Below are 18,690 nucleotides of genomic sequence, written 5' to 3'. Positions count from 1 at the left end.
TAAAATGATTGAAGTCTACTAACTAATTTAGTTGTAGATTTTTATTTTTAGTTAAAAACTATACTAATTTAAAGGAAACTATTACAATTTGTAGAATAATGGCATAGGCGAGTGTAATGTATAAGACAGTTATTATGTCTATAATGGGTAGTTAACAGCATGGATTTTTTGTGAAATATAGAATGTGACAAGTTGAATGATATTACAAGTAACTGAAGAGTTGAAATTATGTTCACATCATACTCACGTGGGGTTTGGTGTTGATATAGTGGAAGTAATTTGATATTAAAGATCTAATAGGGTCTTAAATAAATTTATGTGTTTTATGTTTCATCAAACGTATTTTTTAGCTAATATCAACTATTAAACCAAATTTAATTATGTTAACGAAGATTAATATAAATGTAACGTGAGTGGCTACTACTCATATTCAAATTTTAATAAATCGAGAAAAGTTGTATCTGATAAGATAAGAGAGTAAGGAAAGAGCTTAAGCCTAGTTAAAATGCATAAGAGAAATTTAAAAACAAACCTTGAGCTTAGGTATCCAAACAGGAAAATATGCATAAAGGAGAGGAGAGGATAGGATGAACAACAATATTATGAATTATATCAAAACCTATGCGACATATAGTGAAGTTTTTCAGCTTCCTAAATATGATAAAAATGAATTGATTAAACTTATATACGACCTTCCTTTAGGAGGTTTAATAAATGTTTTGTCACAAATGACGTTTCTTAAACTAAATGACGAATGTGTAAGAAAAGACTTTATATTCTATGTTGAAAGCTTAACTGGTAATGAATTTCCTAATAAGCACAGACTAGATGAAATGGCACTTTTTAGCCAGCAAGGACTCTTAACTGTATGGAAGTGGTTACTTGCATATGGAAATGAAGGTAAACTTGAAGAGGAAGTTGAATTGGATAGAGGAGTTGCAATGATAATTTATTTATGCATGATAGTATCAGACTATTTATATGAATCTGACGAGGCACATAATGAAATAGTGTATGAAATGATTAGAAATGCAGCCTTTAACTCGCAGGAAGATTTGACTTCTTCTATCGGGAGGTCAAAGGAAATTTTTATAGATATAGCTAAGAATAAGGGAGATTTTTCAGATAAAGAATATGTAGATTTTAATAGTGATTTTGAAAAAAAGTATAACTATTCGCTTAAAGAGTATCTGTCTATTACATTTGGTATTCTAGCAAACTATTTGAAAAAGAAAGTTAACGTAACACATGAGTGGACTCAAAACATAGAGATGCTATTTACTAGTACTCCTTTGAATCAAGAGGCTAAATCTATAATTAAGGCATTATCAATTAATTTTCGTGATGCAAAGCAATGGGCAAAAGCAACATTAGATTCCCCTTGGGATTTTTCATTGTTTCAGGAAAAGCCAATTTTTATACTTGATAACGGAAATTTTATGCCAATTGCACCGAAGTTGTTATATGAACATGTTTTTCAAGGGTTGTTTTATAAAATTCGCAACTGCTACGATAAAAATGATACTAATTTCCTAAGATTTTTTGGGAGACCTTTTGAGATATATGTTACAACTCTATTGAAAGAATCAATCAAAACTTCTTCGTTGCCTTATGAAGTTATCCCAGAGTTTAAATATGGAAAAGGAAATGGAAGAAACTCGCCCGATATAATGGTTAAGTTAGGTAATAAGCTTCTAGCAATTGAAGTTAAAAGCTATAGAATGGCATTGAAGTCACTAATAGGAAAGGATACTTGTTTAATTGATAAAGATATTAATAAAATGGCAATTGAGCCATTTAAGCAGCTACATGCTAGGCTTGCAGAAATTACTAGTGATAATACGATAGTAGACTTATCAGGAATAACTGAAGTATATTTAATGTCTGTTACTTTAGGAAATATACCTCTTTTTCCTCCAACCCTAGAAAAGATTTCAAAAGAGTTGAAGGATACGTTTAAAATAGGTATAAAATCAATAAATCACTTAGATATTGAGGAATTTGAAATATTTTGCAACTTAATTTCTAGAAAAAGTGGTAGGCCTATATTTAGGATATTAGATAACAAAAATAAAAATTATTCAAACATACCTTTTAAGAATTTTCTTTTTTCAATTAATATGCCTGTCAGACGCGCGAAATATTTGGATATAAAAAGTAAAGAATTCCTAAAAGAAACACAACATATCTTATTTTCAAAGTCTGTAAATCAAAAAGAAGATAGAGGGATTGGATTATAAAATTCGTGGAATAATAGACTGCCATTTATTAAGGATATAGGTCACTAAGGTTTAGAGGAAGCACATACACTAATTAGGCTAATAACAAGAAGTTAAAGTGCATAAAGATTTTATTTTAGAAGTGTCGTTAGCATAAATATATGCGAAGTAAGACTATTACTATAATCTGTAGATAAATAGTAATTTGTTGGGATGATTGGAATGAAGATAAATCAGAATTTATGATAAAGGCAAGGGGGTTAATTAATTATGCCGCAGTTAATATACGGAAGAAACAACTTAGAACTGGCAGTCATGTGTTATGATGGAGAAGCACGAATTTTAAGTTCGCAACCGCTCTGTGATTTCCTTCATGGCAAAAGAGATCTGTTAATATTGAAAGAATATTATGGTCAGGAACTGTTTAGAATTTTGATTGAGGATGCAGGTTTTGTTCGCTATGAAAATAATAAGTTTGCATTGAGCGTAATACTGGAAATCGACACGAAGCGAACAGTAATGCGCATGATGGGTAAAATTGCTGAAGCCGTAATTGTTCGAAGGTGTCGGGATAACGAGAAAATTAATTTAAAATGGCTTCGTATTGCGAGCAGGAAACAAATAAGATTAGAAACCGCACAAAAGTGTGGAGCATTGGGAACTGGACTTGAAAGTACAAAAAGAAAGTATGCCAAGAATTACAGTCCATCCGATCCTCAGCGAGATATTATTTGGATAACGGGAAATGGATTACGCGTTCAAATGAAAGGTAGTACAGGTATTGTTGGGATGGATGCTGGCCTACAGGTTAAGGTCAGTAACAATGGTAGTGCATATATCCTTAATGATCTTATAGAAAGCAGATATGAAGTTCCAATGGTTTATTTCGATCTCAATGGTGATTTTTACAAAGTGGCCGATAGGTTGTTTACGAATCGCCAACTAAGAGGATTGCCGACGTTGACTATTGAAAATGATTTTATTCATGCAAAAGCCATTGATCCTGAAGGATATCAAGAAGTATGTTATTATGTCGATCTTATATCAGCCTTGGTCGATGGAAGAATAACTCCTGAGGATTTAATTAACGAGGCTGAGAAGTATCCCACAATGAGAAATGCGGTTCTTGCTTCTGCGTTTGAGGGTATGCCAAGTGACACACAAATCATTCACTAAAGGGAATTTGAAGATAATACTACAGATAAATTCCAATTTATCGAGTTGATTAGTATTAAATTATGTGGAAAATTTATTAAAGAATGAAATGTATAAATAAGAATTTTTAAGGGTAAGTAATATAAATAGTAATTTAACTTTAAAAAAGCAAATGAAATCTGAGAGTAGTATCTTCTCGGATTTTGTTGCTTTTTTGTACAAATTATGAAGGATAATATAATTTGATGTAGAATTATATTATTTGGGAATTAATAGGAAATAGCTTATTATTCCTATAGGGCAAAGGGTATAAATGATTTATTATAACGATAATGGGAAGTTGGTAAATTGACAACTAGAGCCATTAATTATTTCCTGATTGGACAATGATTTTTTTCTGCATTTCTTTTGATTCGGATAATATAGTTGTTGTCAACTATGGAAGTTCTATACAGTAACTAATAATAAAGGTATTAGATATTAGAAAAGAAAAGAGGTAAGTGAATGCCACGAAGAACAGAATTATGTATTGATACATATCCATTTCAATTTAAAAATAAATCATTACAAATGAAAAAAGCATATTCAAGTCAAGATTATCAGAATAGCACTGTTTTGACAGATGATATTTTTACTTACATTAATTTTTATTTTAGTAGCCACAAAAAATGTATGAAGTATCATGATTTAACATTAAAAGATAAGCATGGTGATCCGAATAAGTATCATTTTTCTTTCTATTGGAAACAAGCAATGTCATTTTATAAAGCAGCTAAAACACTTCCAATTGAATCATCCCCATTGGCTTCGTATTACTCCATGCTAAATGCAGTAAAAGCACTTATTGCATTTAGAGAACCTTATGTTGACAATTTTATTAATAATTTTAGCGCACATGGTTTATTTGAAGATAAAAATGGAATAGGTCAAAGTTTGGATACTATAGGCGTTCAACGAGTAGGATTTGGAGTATTCGTTGAATTTGGAAAGCTACTTGAAAGTAATTTTGAGGTTTTATGGCCGAGGAAGTCTCCGTGGACATTACAAAAGTTGTTATATAATCTTGCGTTTCTTCATAGAGCTTATGTGACAACATACACAACACCTCGCGGACGAAAAATTCAGGAATTGTTTGTGCCGGTTAAAGCAGGAACGGCACCGATGTATTACAAGGGAAATGATAATTGCCTATATATGAAGTTCGAAATAGAAAAATATCATTTTCCACCTACTGCAACTTCAATTCCAACAACGATATTGTCAAGCATTTCAAATGACTTTATAGAATGTGGAGACAACCCCTTTTTTCTACATAGTACACAAGGTGCAAGAAGGAATACTGATAGTATATCAGGAGAACTTAAAATATTAAATACAACGCTCAGAAAACAATTTCAATATATTAAATCTTCACAACGACTTTGGTATTTAAGAAGATCAAACCTTGGTATTTCGAAAGTGATAAATGTGAATAGCATGCTGATAATAATGGCTACTATGCATCGGTTTAGCGAAATAGTAAGATATAAACCAGAACAGCTGGCACGTTTGATGGATTCAAAAGAGAATTGGTTGGTGCATGAATTCTTATCACTTGCTTTAGATCAGTTCATTGATGAAATTTCTGCTGAGATTACAGGTCAAGATATTATGAGTTCAGGTATTAAAAATGCATAGAATGAATTCCTCAGAAAAAAATTGCTTAAGTTCTAAATAATATTGATGTCATGAACTTTCTATTATATTTATAATTGTACACGATATAGTCGTTTTGATTAGGATAATAATGTGAACTTGAGGTTTATTTAAACAATATAGTAATTTGTTTATCATTTTATTGTGGAGGTCTAGTAATGGATTCGAAAAAGTTTACTATTAAATATGAGTTTCGCTATAATCCAGAGAGTAAAAATAAAGGAGATAATAATGTTTCTACTTTTTATGATTATCATCAGATGAAAATATACGATTCTAAGATTTATGAATCTTGGAAAGGGGATGAAGGAGCTTTAAGTTATCAATTTAAATTACATGAAGATTTACTTGGTAGGTATGAAGGAACTCCAGAAATAACTCGGTTTTTAAAAAGATTAAAAGACAATGAATCAATATATAAATTGAGAATTGAACCCAAAAGATCATTTCGTTTTCGAGACGATGCTGCAGGATGTTATTATTCCAAACAAAAAAAAATCTACAAAGAAAAATTTGACGACAAATTATCTCATAGCTATGCCAAAATTGATGCAGAAAAATTTGAAGAGGAAAATAATATACCTCCTCATTGGACATATTATGATACAAAGTTTTCAAAAGGACTTTCGGGACTTTTGCAGCAGTTGTTTTGCAGCACGTTAGCATATGAGTATTCGAAAATCCAATGGCCGGTAAATGAAAAAGAGTCCTTTACCTTTGAGTTTGATGTTGAAGAAAGAACTGCGACTTTAACACATCTGCATATTTATAATCCAGATGACCCATATAACAAATATATTCGCAATAGCATGAGAATAACGCGGAAGTTATCAAGCGTTCGACAAGAATCAGATAATAAAGAAAAGGTGATTGATTATTATTTAGAGGATAAAATTACACCATGGGTTAAGTATGAGCAGGATAATTTTAACAACTATATCAACAAAGAAGAAGATCGTCATGGCATATATATGTTGTATGATTCCACAAAAGGCTTTTTTTATGTAGGAAAAGCTGAAAAGGTATTCAGTCGAATGAACCAGCACCGTCAGAATGATGAATGGATAAAGAACTTTAATTACTATCGTTATAGTCTTATAGATCCTTTTTATGAAGATGATATCTTTTTGATTGAAAATGCTGCAATTCATGATTGTGCAATGATATTTAACATGGTTGCCAATAAAGACTATGGTGAGAAATCATTATCGGTACACCTGCAAGAAGGAAAGAATATTAAAGATATTTGTATGGTTAATAGTGTAAGGAAACAGACCAAAAGACCTAATAACAAAAAACGTTAACTTGAGAGACAACTCCAAGTTTTCTAGTAAAGAGTGCAAATTCCAATTTGTAGAGTTGATATAACATAATTTTAGATTCAGTTCTGTCGTATCTGTATAATTAGGAGTCACAGTATAAATTCACTGATAAGAGAAGTTATATTTAGAAGAGGGTAAAAGATTAAAGGAAGAGGCAGAGAACAAGTAATAATCCAATGATATAAATTCTATGATTTTTTACATGAAAGCTTGATAGCACTAGTTATCAGGCTTTTTATGTTATTTAAGTTTTTTAGGAACCTCTATAACTAAAGGCTTAATTTGAATACTTGTGTTTTGAAAATAGTCGTATCTGCACCTTGGCCTGTTGTAAGATTGATTTCTATGCCTTCTTCTTTAAAGAAACCATTATTTACTGCAGCGTAAAATGGAGCATAGAAAACAGAACGAACAACTTCATTGACATTTACTTTTACTATTTTCTTTTCCTCAGTCTTAGTATTACCGCTGCAAGATACAAGTGTTGCTAGTAAAGTTACTATGATAATAATATAAGAAATAAGTTTAAGTTTTTTATGTTTCATAAAAACCTCCGATTAAACTTTTTTATATTCTTATAATATGTAAGATATGGTTAAGTGTGATAATATATAAAATAACAAATAATAGTAATGATTTTAAAAGTTAAGCTTTTATAAGCTTGTTTTAATTAATAGTAACTGTCTATATATAAGAAAGGGGGATAACTGTGAGCGGAATTAGTAAAAAAAGATTAATATTTATTTTGATTATACCAATAATAGTCTCAGCGACATTCTATATCTATAAAAATAAATCTGATATAAAACAGCCGCAAAGCGTTGTGCTAGAGGTAGCGGGTGATATAAACTTTCCGCCATTTGAATATTTAGATGAAAGTCATACATATGTAGGATTTAATGTGGATTTAATAAGAGCTGTGGCACTGAGAAGCGGAATTGAAGTTAAATTTACTCCTATGAAATGGGAAGATGCCTGTGAAAAGCTTAAGCAGGGAGAAGTAGATATAATAGAAGGAATGAAGCGAACTGCTGAAAGGGATAAGCTATATGATTTTTCTGAAGAAATACTTACAAATTCTCAAAGTATTTTTGTGTTAAATGAAAATAATTACTTAAATAAATATGAGGATTTGGTTCGACATACAGTAGCTATACAAAAGGGAGATGTAGCTATTAATAATTTGCAAAGCATGGAAAGAGTAAAGATAATATTTACAAAGGACCAAGAAGATGCTTTTAAGAAGCTTTTAAGTAAAGAAGTAGATGCTTTTATAGGTAATACTTTAACCGGCGTGTATTATGCAAATAAGCTAAGTATCAATAACAAGCTAAAAATTGTGGGTGGGCCTTTGAATTCTACAGCATATAGCATTGCAGTAAGAAAAGGAGACAAGGCAACTTTAGAACTTTTGAACAAGGGAATAAAAGAAATAAAAGAAAATGGCACTTATGATATGATTTATACAAAATGGTTTGGACAATCTTTTAAGTACTCTAATTGGTATGTAAGGAATACACTTAAATATTCATTAATAGCCATGTGCATTTTTCTTATAGTGCTTTTTTTAATGTATATGTGGAATGATAAGCTTAAAGAAGAAGTAGAAAAGAAAACTAAAAGTTTAGAAATGGCTAATGAATCTTTAAGAAAAAAAGATAGGATGGAATCTCTCGGAATCTTAATGGCAGGTATAGCGCATGAAATAAGAAATCCTTTAACTTCTATTAAAACTTATGTAGAATTGCTTCCTAAAAAATATGACAATCCGAAATTTAGAGAAATGATAAGTAAAGACATACCATATGAAATAGAAAGACTTAATAACTTAATAAATGAACTTTTAGAGTATTCTAAGCCTAAAAAGGCTTTTAAAGAAAAAGTAAATATATATGAAATCATAGAAAAGATACTAGCTCTGATAGCTAATAAGATACAAAAAGAAAGTGTAAAAATAAATATAGATATACCTAAAGATGTATTTGTGTACGCAGATAAGAACCATCTTAAGCAAATAATTATAAACTTAATATTAAATGGAATAGAATCGATTAACAAAGAAGAAAAATCAATAAATATAAGTACCATGGAGAGCTTGGGGAAGACTTATTTGATGATAGAGGATAATGGTTGTGGTATGGATAAAGATGAGTTAAATAAAATATATGATCCATTTTATACTACAAAAGCATCAGGAACAGGATTAGGGCTTTTTGTATGCTATCAGCTTATGGCGGAAAATAACGGGAAGATACATGTATCAAGTACAAAAGATGAAGGAACTTCATTTATATTAGAATTTAAAAGTTTAGGAGATGATAAAAATGTTTAAAGTACTGGTTATTGATGATGAAAGTTCTATATGTACAGCATTAAGTTTTGCATTAGAAGATAACTATGAGGTTTTTACAGCAAAAGATGAAAAAACTGCGCTGACTATTATAAATGAAGTTGACATAAATATTATACTTTTAGATTTAAGACTAGGGGATGAAAATGGAATAGAGGTGTTGAAGAAAATAAAATGTGCAAATAAAGAAATAATGGTCATTATGATGACTGCATTTGGAACTATAGAATCCTCTGTAGAAGCTATAAAAAACGGAGCGTTTTATTATATTACAAAACCTATTAATATGGAAGAGCTTGATCTTCTTATGAAAAAAGCTGAGGAATACATCGGATTAAATAGTAAAATAAAGTACTTAAGTGATAAGATAGATAAAAATTATAACATAATAGGAAGCTCCTCTAAAATGAAGGAGGTTTTCAATTTAATAGATAGAGTTAAAGACGTAAATATAAATGTATTTATAACAGGAGAAAGCGGCACTGGAAAAGAACTTGTTGCAAGGGCGATTCATTTTAATGGAAAAAGAAAGGACAAACCTTTCAATGTAATAAATTGCTCGGCGATACCAGATAATCTTTTAGAAAGTGAGCTCTTTGGATATAAGAAAGGTGCTTTCACAGGTGCTGCAGAAGATAGAAAAGGAATAATAGAACTTTCAAGTGAAGGGACATTATTTTTAGATGAAATAGGTGATATGGATATAAATTTGCAAACTAAGCTTTTAAGAGTAATTCAAGATAAAGAAATAAGACCTGTTGGTTCTAATAAAATTATAAAAGTAGACGTTAGATTTATATCTGCTACAAATAAAAACCTAAAGGAAGAGGTTAAAAGATGTAACTTTAGGCAAGATTTGTTTTATAGATTAAATGTAATAAATATACAAATTCCTCCGCTAAGAGAAAGAATGGAAGATATACCTGAAATCATAGAATATTTTATAAAAAAATATAGTAATCAGTTTGAAAAGAGAATAAGGGGCATAACAGCAGGAGCGCTACAAGCTTTAGAAGGGTATAAATTTAATGGGAATGTACGTGAGCTTCAAAATATTCTAGAAAGAGCTGTGGTGTTAACAAGAAACGAGTATATAGATAAAGAAGATTTACCTCCTGAAATTTTTGAAAGAGAAAATATACTCCTATTAAAAGATCATCTCATACCGATTTATGTGGGGGAGGATATGAAGACTATAGAAAAAAAGGTTATAGAATATAACTTAAAGAAATTCAAAGAAAACAGAAAAAATACTGCTGAAGCTTTGGGGATCAGTGAAAGAAACTTAAGGTATAAGATTAAGGAATACGAGTTATTATAAGTACTAGTTACTAAAAAATATTCTGTATTTTTACCGTCTACAAACGGAACCGTCACAAAAGTCGAATTTCAAGTTAGAAATTTCTGAATTTATAAAATACATAGACGTTTTAACGACGAAGCTGATATATAATAAGAGTGTAAGATAAATACGCAATATAAATATTTAACATATAGGGGGATTTAAAAATGATAGGAAATTTTGATATTTCAGAAGCTATGGAAATTAAACTTGATGATTATTTACCAGAAATGCCTAAGTTTGTTCAAGGAATAAGAAGAGCTCCAAATAGAGGGTTTCACCTTACACAGGCACAAACAGAGGTAGCGCTTAAAAATGCACTTCGTTATATACCAGAAAAGTATCATGCAGAGTTGATTCCAGAATTTTTAGAAGAGCTTACTACAAAGGGAAGAATTTATGGATATAGGTTCCGTCCAGAAGGAAGACTTTATGGAAAACCTATTGATGAATATAAGGGAAATTGTGTAGAAGGTAAAGCTTTTCAAGTAATGATAGACAACAATTTAGATTTTGATGTTGCACTGTATCCTTATGAGCTTGTAACCTATGGGGAAACAGGTAGCGTATGTCAGAACTGGATGCAATATAGATTGATTAAAAAATACTTAGAAGTTATGACTCAAGATCAAACTTTAGTTCTAGAATCAGGACATCCTCTAGGATTATTTAAATCCAAACCAGATGCACCAAGAGTAATAATTACAAATGCACTTATGATAGGTATGTTTGACAACTTAAAGGACTGGGAGATTGCTGAAGAAATGGGAGTTGCAAACTATGGACAAATGACAGCAGGTGGATGGATGTATATAGGACCACAGGGAATTGTTCATGGAACATTTAACACTATATTAAATGCAGGAAGAACAAAGCTTGGAATTCCTAATGATGGAGATTTAAGAGGAAGAATATTTGTAACTTCAGGACTTGGTGGAATGAGCGGTGCTCAAGGTAAAGCAGGAGAAATAGCTAATGCTGTTGCTATAGTTGCAGAAGTTGACAAATCAAGAGTAGATACAAGACTTGAACAGGGGTGGATTAAAAAATGGTCAGCAAATTTAGAAGAAGTTTGGGCAATGGCTGAAGAAGCTAAAGCTAAAAAAGAAGCAATGTCTATAGCTTACCATGGTAATATAGTAGATTTACTTCAATATGCAATAGACCACAATATCCATATAGATTTACTTTCAGATCAAACTTCTTGCCATAATGTTTATGAAGGTGGATATTGTCCAGAAGGTATTACATTTGAAGAAAGAACAAGACTTTTAGCAGAAGATCCAGCTAAGTTTAGAGAATTAGTGGACAAGACTTTAAAACATCATTTTGAGACTATAAAGACTTTAACTGAAAGGGGAGTGTATTTCTTTGACTATGGTAACTCCTTCATGAAAGCTATATATGATGCAGGAGTTAAAGAAATCTCCAAAAATGGAACAGATGAAAAAGATGGATTTATTTGGCCATCCTATGTTGAAGATATCATGGGACCACATTTATTTGACTATGGATATGGACCATTTAGATGGGTATGCTTAAGCGGAAAACATGAAGATTTAAGAAAAACAGACCATGCTGCTATGGAATGCATAGATCCAGAAAGAAGATATCAAGATAGAGATAACTATAATTGGATAAAAGATGCTGAGAAAAATGCATTAGTTGTAGGAACTGAAGCTAGAATATTATATCAAGATGCTATGGGTAGAATTAAAATAGCTCTTAAATTTAACGATATGGTTAGAAAAGGTGAAGTAGGACCTGTAATGCTTGGAAGAGACCATCATGACGTTTCAGGTACAGATTCACCATTCAGAGAAACTTCAAACATTAAAGATGGAAGTAACGTAATGGCTGATATGGCTGTACAGTGCTATGCTGGTAATGCTGCAAGAGGAATGAGTCTAATAGCTCTTCATAATGGTGGTGGAGTTGGAATTGGTAAATCCATAAATGGTGGATTTGGATTAGTTCTTGATGGAAGCCACAGAGTAGATGAAATAATAAAATCAGCTATGGCATGGGATGTTATGGGCGGTGTTGCTAGACGTTCCTGGGCTAGAAATGAGCACTCTGTAGAAACTGTCATTGAATATAATAAGATGAATAAAGGAACTGATCATATAACAATTCCATATATTGCAGATGAAAACATGGTAAAAGAAGCAGTGGGAAAAGTATTTAATAAATAATATGTTTTTAATAGTATACTGATTGCAGTAACCTAGGAGTAGAGGATGTAAATTAGGGATTAGGCTAAGGTGCTAGGAGATAGGAAATGAGAAGATTTTGATTATACAAAGTATCTCAAACCCTAGTACCTAGTGTCTAACCCCTAAAGTCCTTATCCTAGTTTTTGTATATAATAGATAATATATATCCTAAAGGTTGACGATTAAAACTTGTAAGTGGAGGATTTATGGGGAATGGGGATAAGATAGTAACTTGTGCCCCTAACTTTAGTGAAGGCACAGATATAAAGAAAATAGATAAAATTATTGATGAATTTAGAGGGATAGAAGGCATAAAGCTTTTAGATTATAGTTATAATAAAAAATTTAATAGATCAACAGCAGTTATAATGGGAAATCCTAAGGATGTTAAAAATGCAATGATGAATGCAATGGGGATAGCATTGGAACTTATAGATATGGAAAAGCATACTGGGGATCATCCAAGAGTGGGAGCTGTCGATGTGGTACCTTTTATACCATTAAAGAATATGAGTATGTTAGAAGCTATCGTTCTTTCGAAAGAGTTTGGAAAAGAAGCATCTTTGAAATATAATATACCAATATTTTTATATGAAAAATCTGCCTCAAATCCTAATAGAGTAGATTTATGTAATATAAGAATGGGGGGATATGAGGGGATAAAAAATAAGCTTAAAAGACCAGAATGGAAGCCAGATTTTGGACCAGATAAGCCTCATCCTACAGGGGGAATTAGTATAGTAGGGGCTAGAATGCCTTTGGTCTGCTTTAATATAAAATTCAACACATCGAATTATACACTCATAAAAAAAATAGGTAAAAGCATTCGAGGCTCTGAAAGAGGGTTTAAATGTTGTAGGGCATTGGCAGTAAAACCAAGCAACGATGAGGCCGTGGTGCTTGCTGTGGTTTTAACGGATTATAATAAAACAGGACTTTATACAGTTTTTGAAATGGTTAAAAGAGAAAGTGAGAAATTTGGGGTAAATATTATAGGAACGGAAATAAGTGGACTTGTATCTATGGAAGCTTTAGTAAACAGTGCAGTGTACTATTTGCAATTAGAGGACTTTTCTATGGAACAAGTAATAGAATATAAATTAATGGAGTAGGTGATTTTATGTTAAAAGGAAATTTAATAATAATAAATGCATCAGAAATAGTAACGCCTTTAGGAAGTAAGGCAAGTTTTGGTAAGGAAATGGGTAATTTAAATATAATAAAAAATGGAGCAGTTGTTATAAAAGATGGAATTATTGAAAAGGTAGGAACTACAGAGGAAATATTAAAGGTATATAATCAAGAAAATTTTCAGGTTATAGATGCAGAAGGAAAAACTGTATTACCTGGATTTGTAGATTCTCATACTCATTTTGTATTTGGAGGATATAGAGCAGAGGAGTTTTCATGGAGACTTAGCGGTGTAAGCTACATGGAAATCATGAATAGAGGGGGAGGCATAGTTAACAGCGTAAGAGGAACAAGAGATGCTTCTGAAGAAGAGTTGTATAATCTGGGAAAAGAAAGACTAAATTCTATGCTATCCTTTGGAGTAACTACTGTAGAAGGAAAAAGCGGATATGGATTAGACTTAGAAACAGAATTAAAACAACTTAAAGTAATGGATAGATTAAATGAAGATCATCCTGTAGATATATGCAAAACCTTTTTAGGTGCACATGCAGTACCAGATGAATATAAAGGAAGAACTGAAGAATATATTAATTTCATGGTTGAAGAAGTGCTGCCAAAAGTTGCAAAGGAAAATTTAGCAGATTTTTGTGATGTGTTTTGTGAAAAAGGAGTATTTTCGGTGGAAGAATCCAGAGAAATACTTTTAAAAGCTAAGGAATTAGGCATGAAATTAAAACTTCATGCAGATGAAATAGTACAACTTGGAGGATCAGAGCTTGCTGCAGAACTCAATGCAGTGTCAGCAGATCATCTTTTACATGCATCAGATAAGGGCATAGAGGACATGGCAAGGGCAGGGGTTGTAAGTACTCTTCTTCCAACTACAGCATTCTGCTTAAAGGAGCCATATGCCAGGGGAAGATTTATGATAGATAAGGGATGTGCTGTGGCACTTGCTACAGATTTTAATCCAGGCAGTGGATTTACAAATTCTATACCACTTATGTTTGCACTAGCTACAATATATATGAATATGAGTATTGAGGAAGCAATAACAGCAATGACTTTAAATGGTGCTGCAGCTATAGGAAGAGCAGGTGTTATAGGAAGTATTGAAGAAGGTAAAAAAGCAGATTTAGTAATATTGAAATATCCTTCTTATAAATTCTTGCCATATCATACTGGAGTAAATATAGTAGAAAAAACTATTAAAGATGGTGTTGTGGTAATGGTTAATCAGTAGGTGGAATTAGCTATTAACTAATGGTTGGGAAATAAAAGGAAGTTTGTTGAAGGCAAACTTCCTTTTATAATATATACTTATAGTGGGTAATCTCTTAATGTTTAATTTTCTTCTGAATTTTGTTACAATATAATATGTAAACGAAGTCAAAGAATGGGGGAGAAAAAACTTGAACCTTATGAGTGTTTTTGAGTTTATAGGAACTGTGGCTTTTGCCTTTTCAGGAGCTATAATTGGAATACGAAAGGAAATGGACATATTTGGAGCTATCATACTTGCCATAACTACAGCTATAGGGGGAGGGATTTTTAGAGACATAGTAGTAGGAATACTGCCGCCTACATCTTTTGTAAATCCAACTAATTGTTTTATAAGCATAGCTACTGCAATAATAGTTTTTATTTTTTATAATAAGTTAAATAAACTTTCTCACCTTGTGCAAATTTCTGATGCTATAGGACTTGGAGCGTTTACTGCTATAGGAGGGAACGTAGCGTTACATACACTTCCTACAAATTTTATGATAGTATCTTTAGGACTTTTTACGGGAGTTGGAGGAGGAGTCCTTCGAGATGTGTTTGCTAAAGAAATTCCATTTGTATTTAAAAAGGAAATATATGCAGTAGCATCCATACTAGGAGGCATAAGTTTTATATCTACATATAAAAGCTTGGGGATAGATAGAGCTTCATACATATGTTTTTTTGCAACATTTCTAGTTAGAATGATTTCAATAAAAAAAGGATTACATTTACCAGTGGCTAAGGTTAAGGAATAAAAATTAAGTTGTATTAAAAACTTTAATTTAATAATGAGAGGTTGGAGATTAAAATCGCTTCAATACCTAAGAGTTAGAAAGATGATTGGGGGATAAAAATGAATAAGATATACGGGAAATTATTTGGTACACCAAAAGTTACAAAGAATGGACAAGAAGTACTATTTCCTTATGGAAAGGTAAAAGCCCTTTTTTATTATTTACTTATAAATAAACAGGCTAGCCGTGAAGAGTTAGCTGGAATGCTTTGGGCGGAGGAAGATGAAGATATAGCAAAGAAAAATTTAAGAAATGCTATATATAAGATAAAGAAAGCATTTGATGAAGAAGTTATAATTTCCCCTAAAAAGTCTATGATTTTATTAAATCCAGAGATGGAAATAAAAACAGACGTGGATGAATTTTTAAGTGATAAGAAAGATATTAAGGAGTATGAAGGAGAGTTTTTACAAGGCTTTTTTGTAAAAAATGCAGAGGAATTTGAAAATTGGCTGGATAAAACTAGAGAACACTATAAGAGTATATATATATCGTCTTTATATGAAGATATATCTTCTAAAATTGCAAATGGAGACTTGAAGAATAGTTTAATAGAAAAGTATGGAAGAATTCTTATAAGAATAGATGAATTTGATGAAAAAGCATATAGAGCTCTTATGAATTATTATAAAGAAAATAGTAGCTATAGTAAGGCACTAGAACTTTATAATAAACTTACAGAAATCCTAGATAAAGAACTTGGAATTACTCCTGATGAAGAAACCACAGCTATTTTTGATTCAATACTGGATAAAATGAATTCTACAGATAAAGAGAACATTAAAGCAGCAAAGAATTTTTTTTATGGAAGATGTAATGAACTTAGAATACTGGAAAATAATTATAATAATTTTATTAAAGGAACATCTAATGCATGCTCAATTATAATAAAAGGAGAAGCGGGAATAGGTAAATCTCGACTAAAAGAAAGATTTTTAGAAGGAGTAGATACAAAAGAAGTATTCTTATTTGAAACCAATTGTTATCAATTAGAAAAAGAATATATACTAAAGCCATGGAACAGTATAATTTATCAAGTATCAAGTGTTTTAAAAACTAATAATATTAGTATCCCTACCATGTGGGAGGATATTATATCAAATGTTTTTCCTGAGTTTGGGGAAAAAAAGGCTGCATCAAATATAAAATTACTTGAGAACTTAGATAGTTTAAAATGCGAAATGATAGCAGAAGCATTATTAGACATTTTGAAAAAAATAACAGTAAAGAAAAAAATAATAATGATTTTTGATGACATACAATGGATGGACAATTTGAGTTTGCTTATTTTGAGTAGTATAATACTTCACGCAAATAAAAATGATATAATGTTTATAGGGACTTGTAGAAATGAATATGATGAGAACATAGATAACTTCATAACTACAATGAAAAGATATGAAAAAATACACTGTGTAAATCTGGAGAGATTTAATTTAAAAGAAGTAGAAAGTTTTGTGAGCAAGGCATTACCTCAAAAAAACTTTTCAAAGGAAGTATTTAAAAAGGTATATGATGAAACGGAAGGAAATGCCTTCTTTATAACTGAATACTTAAATATATTAAAGTCTAAAGGTGATACCAATATAATGTCTGTTAAAATGCAGGATGTATTACAAAGTAGATTTTTATATATTTCTGAAGAAGGAAAAAAGATATTAAATATAGCATCTCTTTTCTTTGATGAAGCACCTTTAGAAATAATAAAAAATGTAACTCAAAAGGATGAACTAGAAATAATTGATATAATAGAAGAGCTTACAAATAGGTTTATCTTAAAGGAAGTAATTACAGAGAATGGGACAAGTTTTAAGTTTACTCACCAAAAACTTAGGGAATTTGTTTATCTAAGGCAATCAGAGGGTAGAAAGAGAATTTTGCATAGTAAGATAGCTAGTATATTAGAAAAACAGCTTAAAAATGATAAGAGTGATATAAATACTTACCATAAACTTATATATCATTTTAGTAGCGGAGATAATGAACTGGAGGCTTTAAGGTATAGAATAAAGAGCTTGAGTTATTACTTGAATTTTAGTCATGAACTCTTTCCGATATTGTTTAATCAAGAAAGCAATGCTTATAAGTACGCTTATCTTAGCAAACAGCAAACAGAAAAACATCTTAAGGATTTAGAAAAGTCTTTAAAGGAAGTAAAGAAAAGAGAAACTCCAGGAGATGAATTAAAGAAAATTGAAATTTCATATCTTCATATTAGAGGTAGGTATCTTATAAGAGAAGGGAATTATGATGAAGGCACTGTATTTATAAAAGAAATGATAGAAAAATCTGTAGAATTAAAGGATAATGACTATGCTTTAGAAGGTTATAAGCAAATGATATACTATTGCATACAAACTAATGATACAGAAACTATGGTGAATTATATAGATTTAGCTTTGAACCTAGCAGTGGAATGCAATTATCATAAGGAAATAGGAATACTTTTAAGATTAAAAGGCCTTTATAATATAATGTGCGGAAAATATGATGAAGCAGAGAAACTTTTAAATGAGTCTATAAATATATTTAATGTAACAAAGCAAGTTGCAGATAAATATGCTTTAAATATTGCAGCAGCATATAATTATATTGGAGAAATTAGACGATATAATATGAAATTTTCTGAGGCTCTTTCTTATTTTGATAAAGCATTATCTATATGTGAAAATAAAAATGCTCTTGTGAGTTTATCTATATTTAATATAAATGCAGGACTTTCAGCCTTTGACATGGGGGATTATGATAGGGCAAAAGAACATTTTGAAAAGGCATATAATATTTTTGGCCAATTGGATTCTATATGGAAAAGATCTATAGTAGAAGCCTTTTTATCTCTATTAAATGTAAAGGAAGGGAATTATACAGAAGCCTTAGAGTATTTAAAAAATGCAGATATGTATTCAGAGAGACTTAAAAATCCTCAAGAGTTTGGAATTGTATATAGAGTAAAAGCTGAAATTAAGGCTCATATGAGTTTAAATGAAACTTTAAATAAAGTTTTTAGCAAGTATTTAGATAAAGAGGTATCTTATTATTGCGATGAGGCAATTAAATATTTAAAAGAAGCAGGAGATAAATATAGTATTGAAGTCATAGAGGTTATTAAAAGAGGAAACTAAAATAGTGCCACCCAAGTGGCAAGTGGCAAGTGAACAGCACTTGCCATTTGCCATGTGGGTGGCACTAGTCATATA

At 31.0% G+C, this 18,690-nt stretch carries 12 protein-coding genes; 11 read left to right on the top strand and 1 reads right to left on the bottom strand.

Annotation, left to right across the window (positions count from 1 at the left end):
* Window positions 1–587 precede the first annotated feature (587 nt).
* From BSD9I1_RS15040 to BSD9I1_RS15025, 4 genes are all read left to right on the top strand, one after another.
* Entirely contained in the window at window positions 588–2,240 is a 1,653-nt protein-coding gene (locus BSD9I1_RS15040) for a hypothetical protein (RefSeq protein ID WP_186431013.1), read from the top strand.
* Between the two features lie 249 nt (window positions 2,241–2,489).
* Entirely contained in the window at window positions 2,490–3,395 is a 906-nt protein-coding gene (locus BSD9I1_RS15035; RefSeq protein ID WP_186431012.1) for a 3-deoxy-7-phosphoheptulonate synthase, read from the top strand.
* A gap of 483 nt (window positions 3,396–3,878) precedes the next feature.
* Window positions 3,879–5,051 (top strand): YaaC family protein, encoded by a 1,173-nt coding sequence (locus BSD9I1_RS15030; RefSeq protein WP_186431011.1) that lies wholly within the window; start codon window positions 3,879–3,881, stop codon window positions 5,049–5,051.
* A gap of 176 nt (window positions 5,052–5,227) precedes the next feature.
* Window positions 5,228–6,373 (top strand): GIY-YIG nuclease family protein, encoded by a 1,146-nt coding sequence (locus BSD9I1_RS15025; RefSeq protein ID WP_186431010.1) that lies wholly within the window; start codon window positions 5,228–5,230, stop codon window positions 6,371–6,373.
* A 287-nt stretch (window positions 6,374–6,660) separates the two neighbouring features.
* Here BSD9I1_RS15025 and BSD9I1_RS15020 read toward each other — a convergent pair whose 3' ends face one another.
* Window positions 6,661–6,936: an ABC transporter substrate-binding protein gene (locus tag BSD9I1_RS15020; protein WP_186431009.1), complete on the bottom strand. Its 276-nt coding sequence runs from the start codon at window positions 6,934–6,936 to the stop codon at window positions 6,661–6,663.
* Window positions 6,937–7,100: 164 nt separating this feature from the next.
* Between BSD9I1_RS15020 and BSD9I1_RS15015 the strand changes: the two genes are divergently transcribed.
* The 7 genes from BSD9I1_RS15015 (at window position 7,101) to BSD9I1_RS14985 (ending at window position 18,615) form a co-directional block, all read left to right on the top strand.
* On the top strand, window positions 7,101–8,723 hold the full coding sequence (locus BSD9I1_RS15015; RefSeq protein ID WP_186431008.1) for a transporter substrate-binding domain-containing protein: 1,623 nt from the start codon (window positions 7,101–7,103) through the stop codon (window positions 8,721–8,723).
* On the top strand, window positions 8,716–10,062 hold the full coding sequence (locus tag BSD9I1_RS15010; RefSeq protein ID WP_186431007.1) for a sigma-54 dependent transcriptional regulator: 1,347 nt from the start codon (window positions 8,716–8,718) through the stop codon (window positions 10,060–10,062). Before BSD9I1_RS15015 ends, BSD9I1_RS15010 begins: the two co-directional genes overlap by 8 nt.
* A 188-nt stretch (window positions 10,063–10,250) precedes the next feature.
* Entirely contained in the window at window positions 10,251–12,278 is a 2,028-nt protein-coding gene (locus BSD9I1_RS15005) for a urocanate hydratase (RefSeq protein ID WP_186431006.1), read from the top strand.
* A 227-nt stretch (window positions 12,279–12,505) separates the two neighbouring features.
* The gene (ftcD, locus tag BSD9I1_RS15000; protein WP_186431005.1) at window positions 12,506–13,411 is read left to right on the top strand and encodes a glutamate formimidoyltransferase; all 906 of its coding nucleotides are present in this window, start codon (window positions 12,506–12,508) and stop codon (window positions 13,409–13,411) included.
* An 8-nt stretch (window positions 13,412–13,419) separates the two neighbouring features.
* Window positions 13,420–14,676, top strand: coding sequence for an imidazolonepropionase (gene hutI, locus BSD9I1_RS14995; protein ID WP_186431004.1), 1,257 nt, complete (start codon window positions 13,420–13,422; stop codon window positions 14,674–14,676).
* A 178-nt stretch (window positions 14,677–14,854) separates the two neighbouring features.
* Window positions 14,855–15,454 carry a trimeric intracellular cation channel family protein gene (locus BSD9I1_RS14990; protein ID WP_242966517.1) on the top strand — a complete coding sequence of 200 codons (600 nt, stop codon included), beginning with the start codon at window positions 14,855–14,857 and terminating at the stop codon, window positions 15,452–15,454.
* A gap of 98 nt (window positions 15,455–15,552) precedes the next feature.
* Window positions 15,553–18,615: an AAA family ATPase gene (locus BSD9I1_RS14985; protein WP_186431002.1), complete on the top strand. Its 3,063-nt coding sequence runs from the start codon at window positions 15,553–15,555 to the stop codon at window positions 18,613–18,615.
* The last annotated feature ends 75 nt before the right edge of the window (window positions 18,616–18,690 follow it).

This window comes from Clostridium sp. BSD9I1 (assembly GCF_900185645.1).
Classification (GTDB): domain Bacteria; phylum Bacillota; class Clostridia; order Clostridiales; family Clostridiaceae; genus Clostridium_AK.
This window is presented reverse-complemented; position numbering and strand designations above follow the sequence as displayed.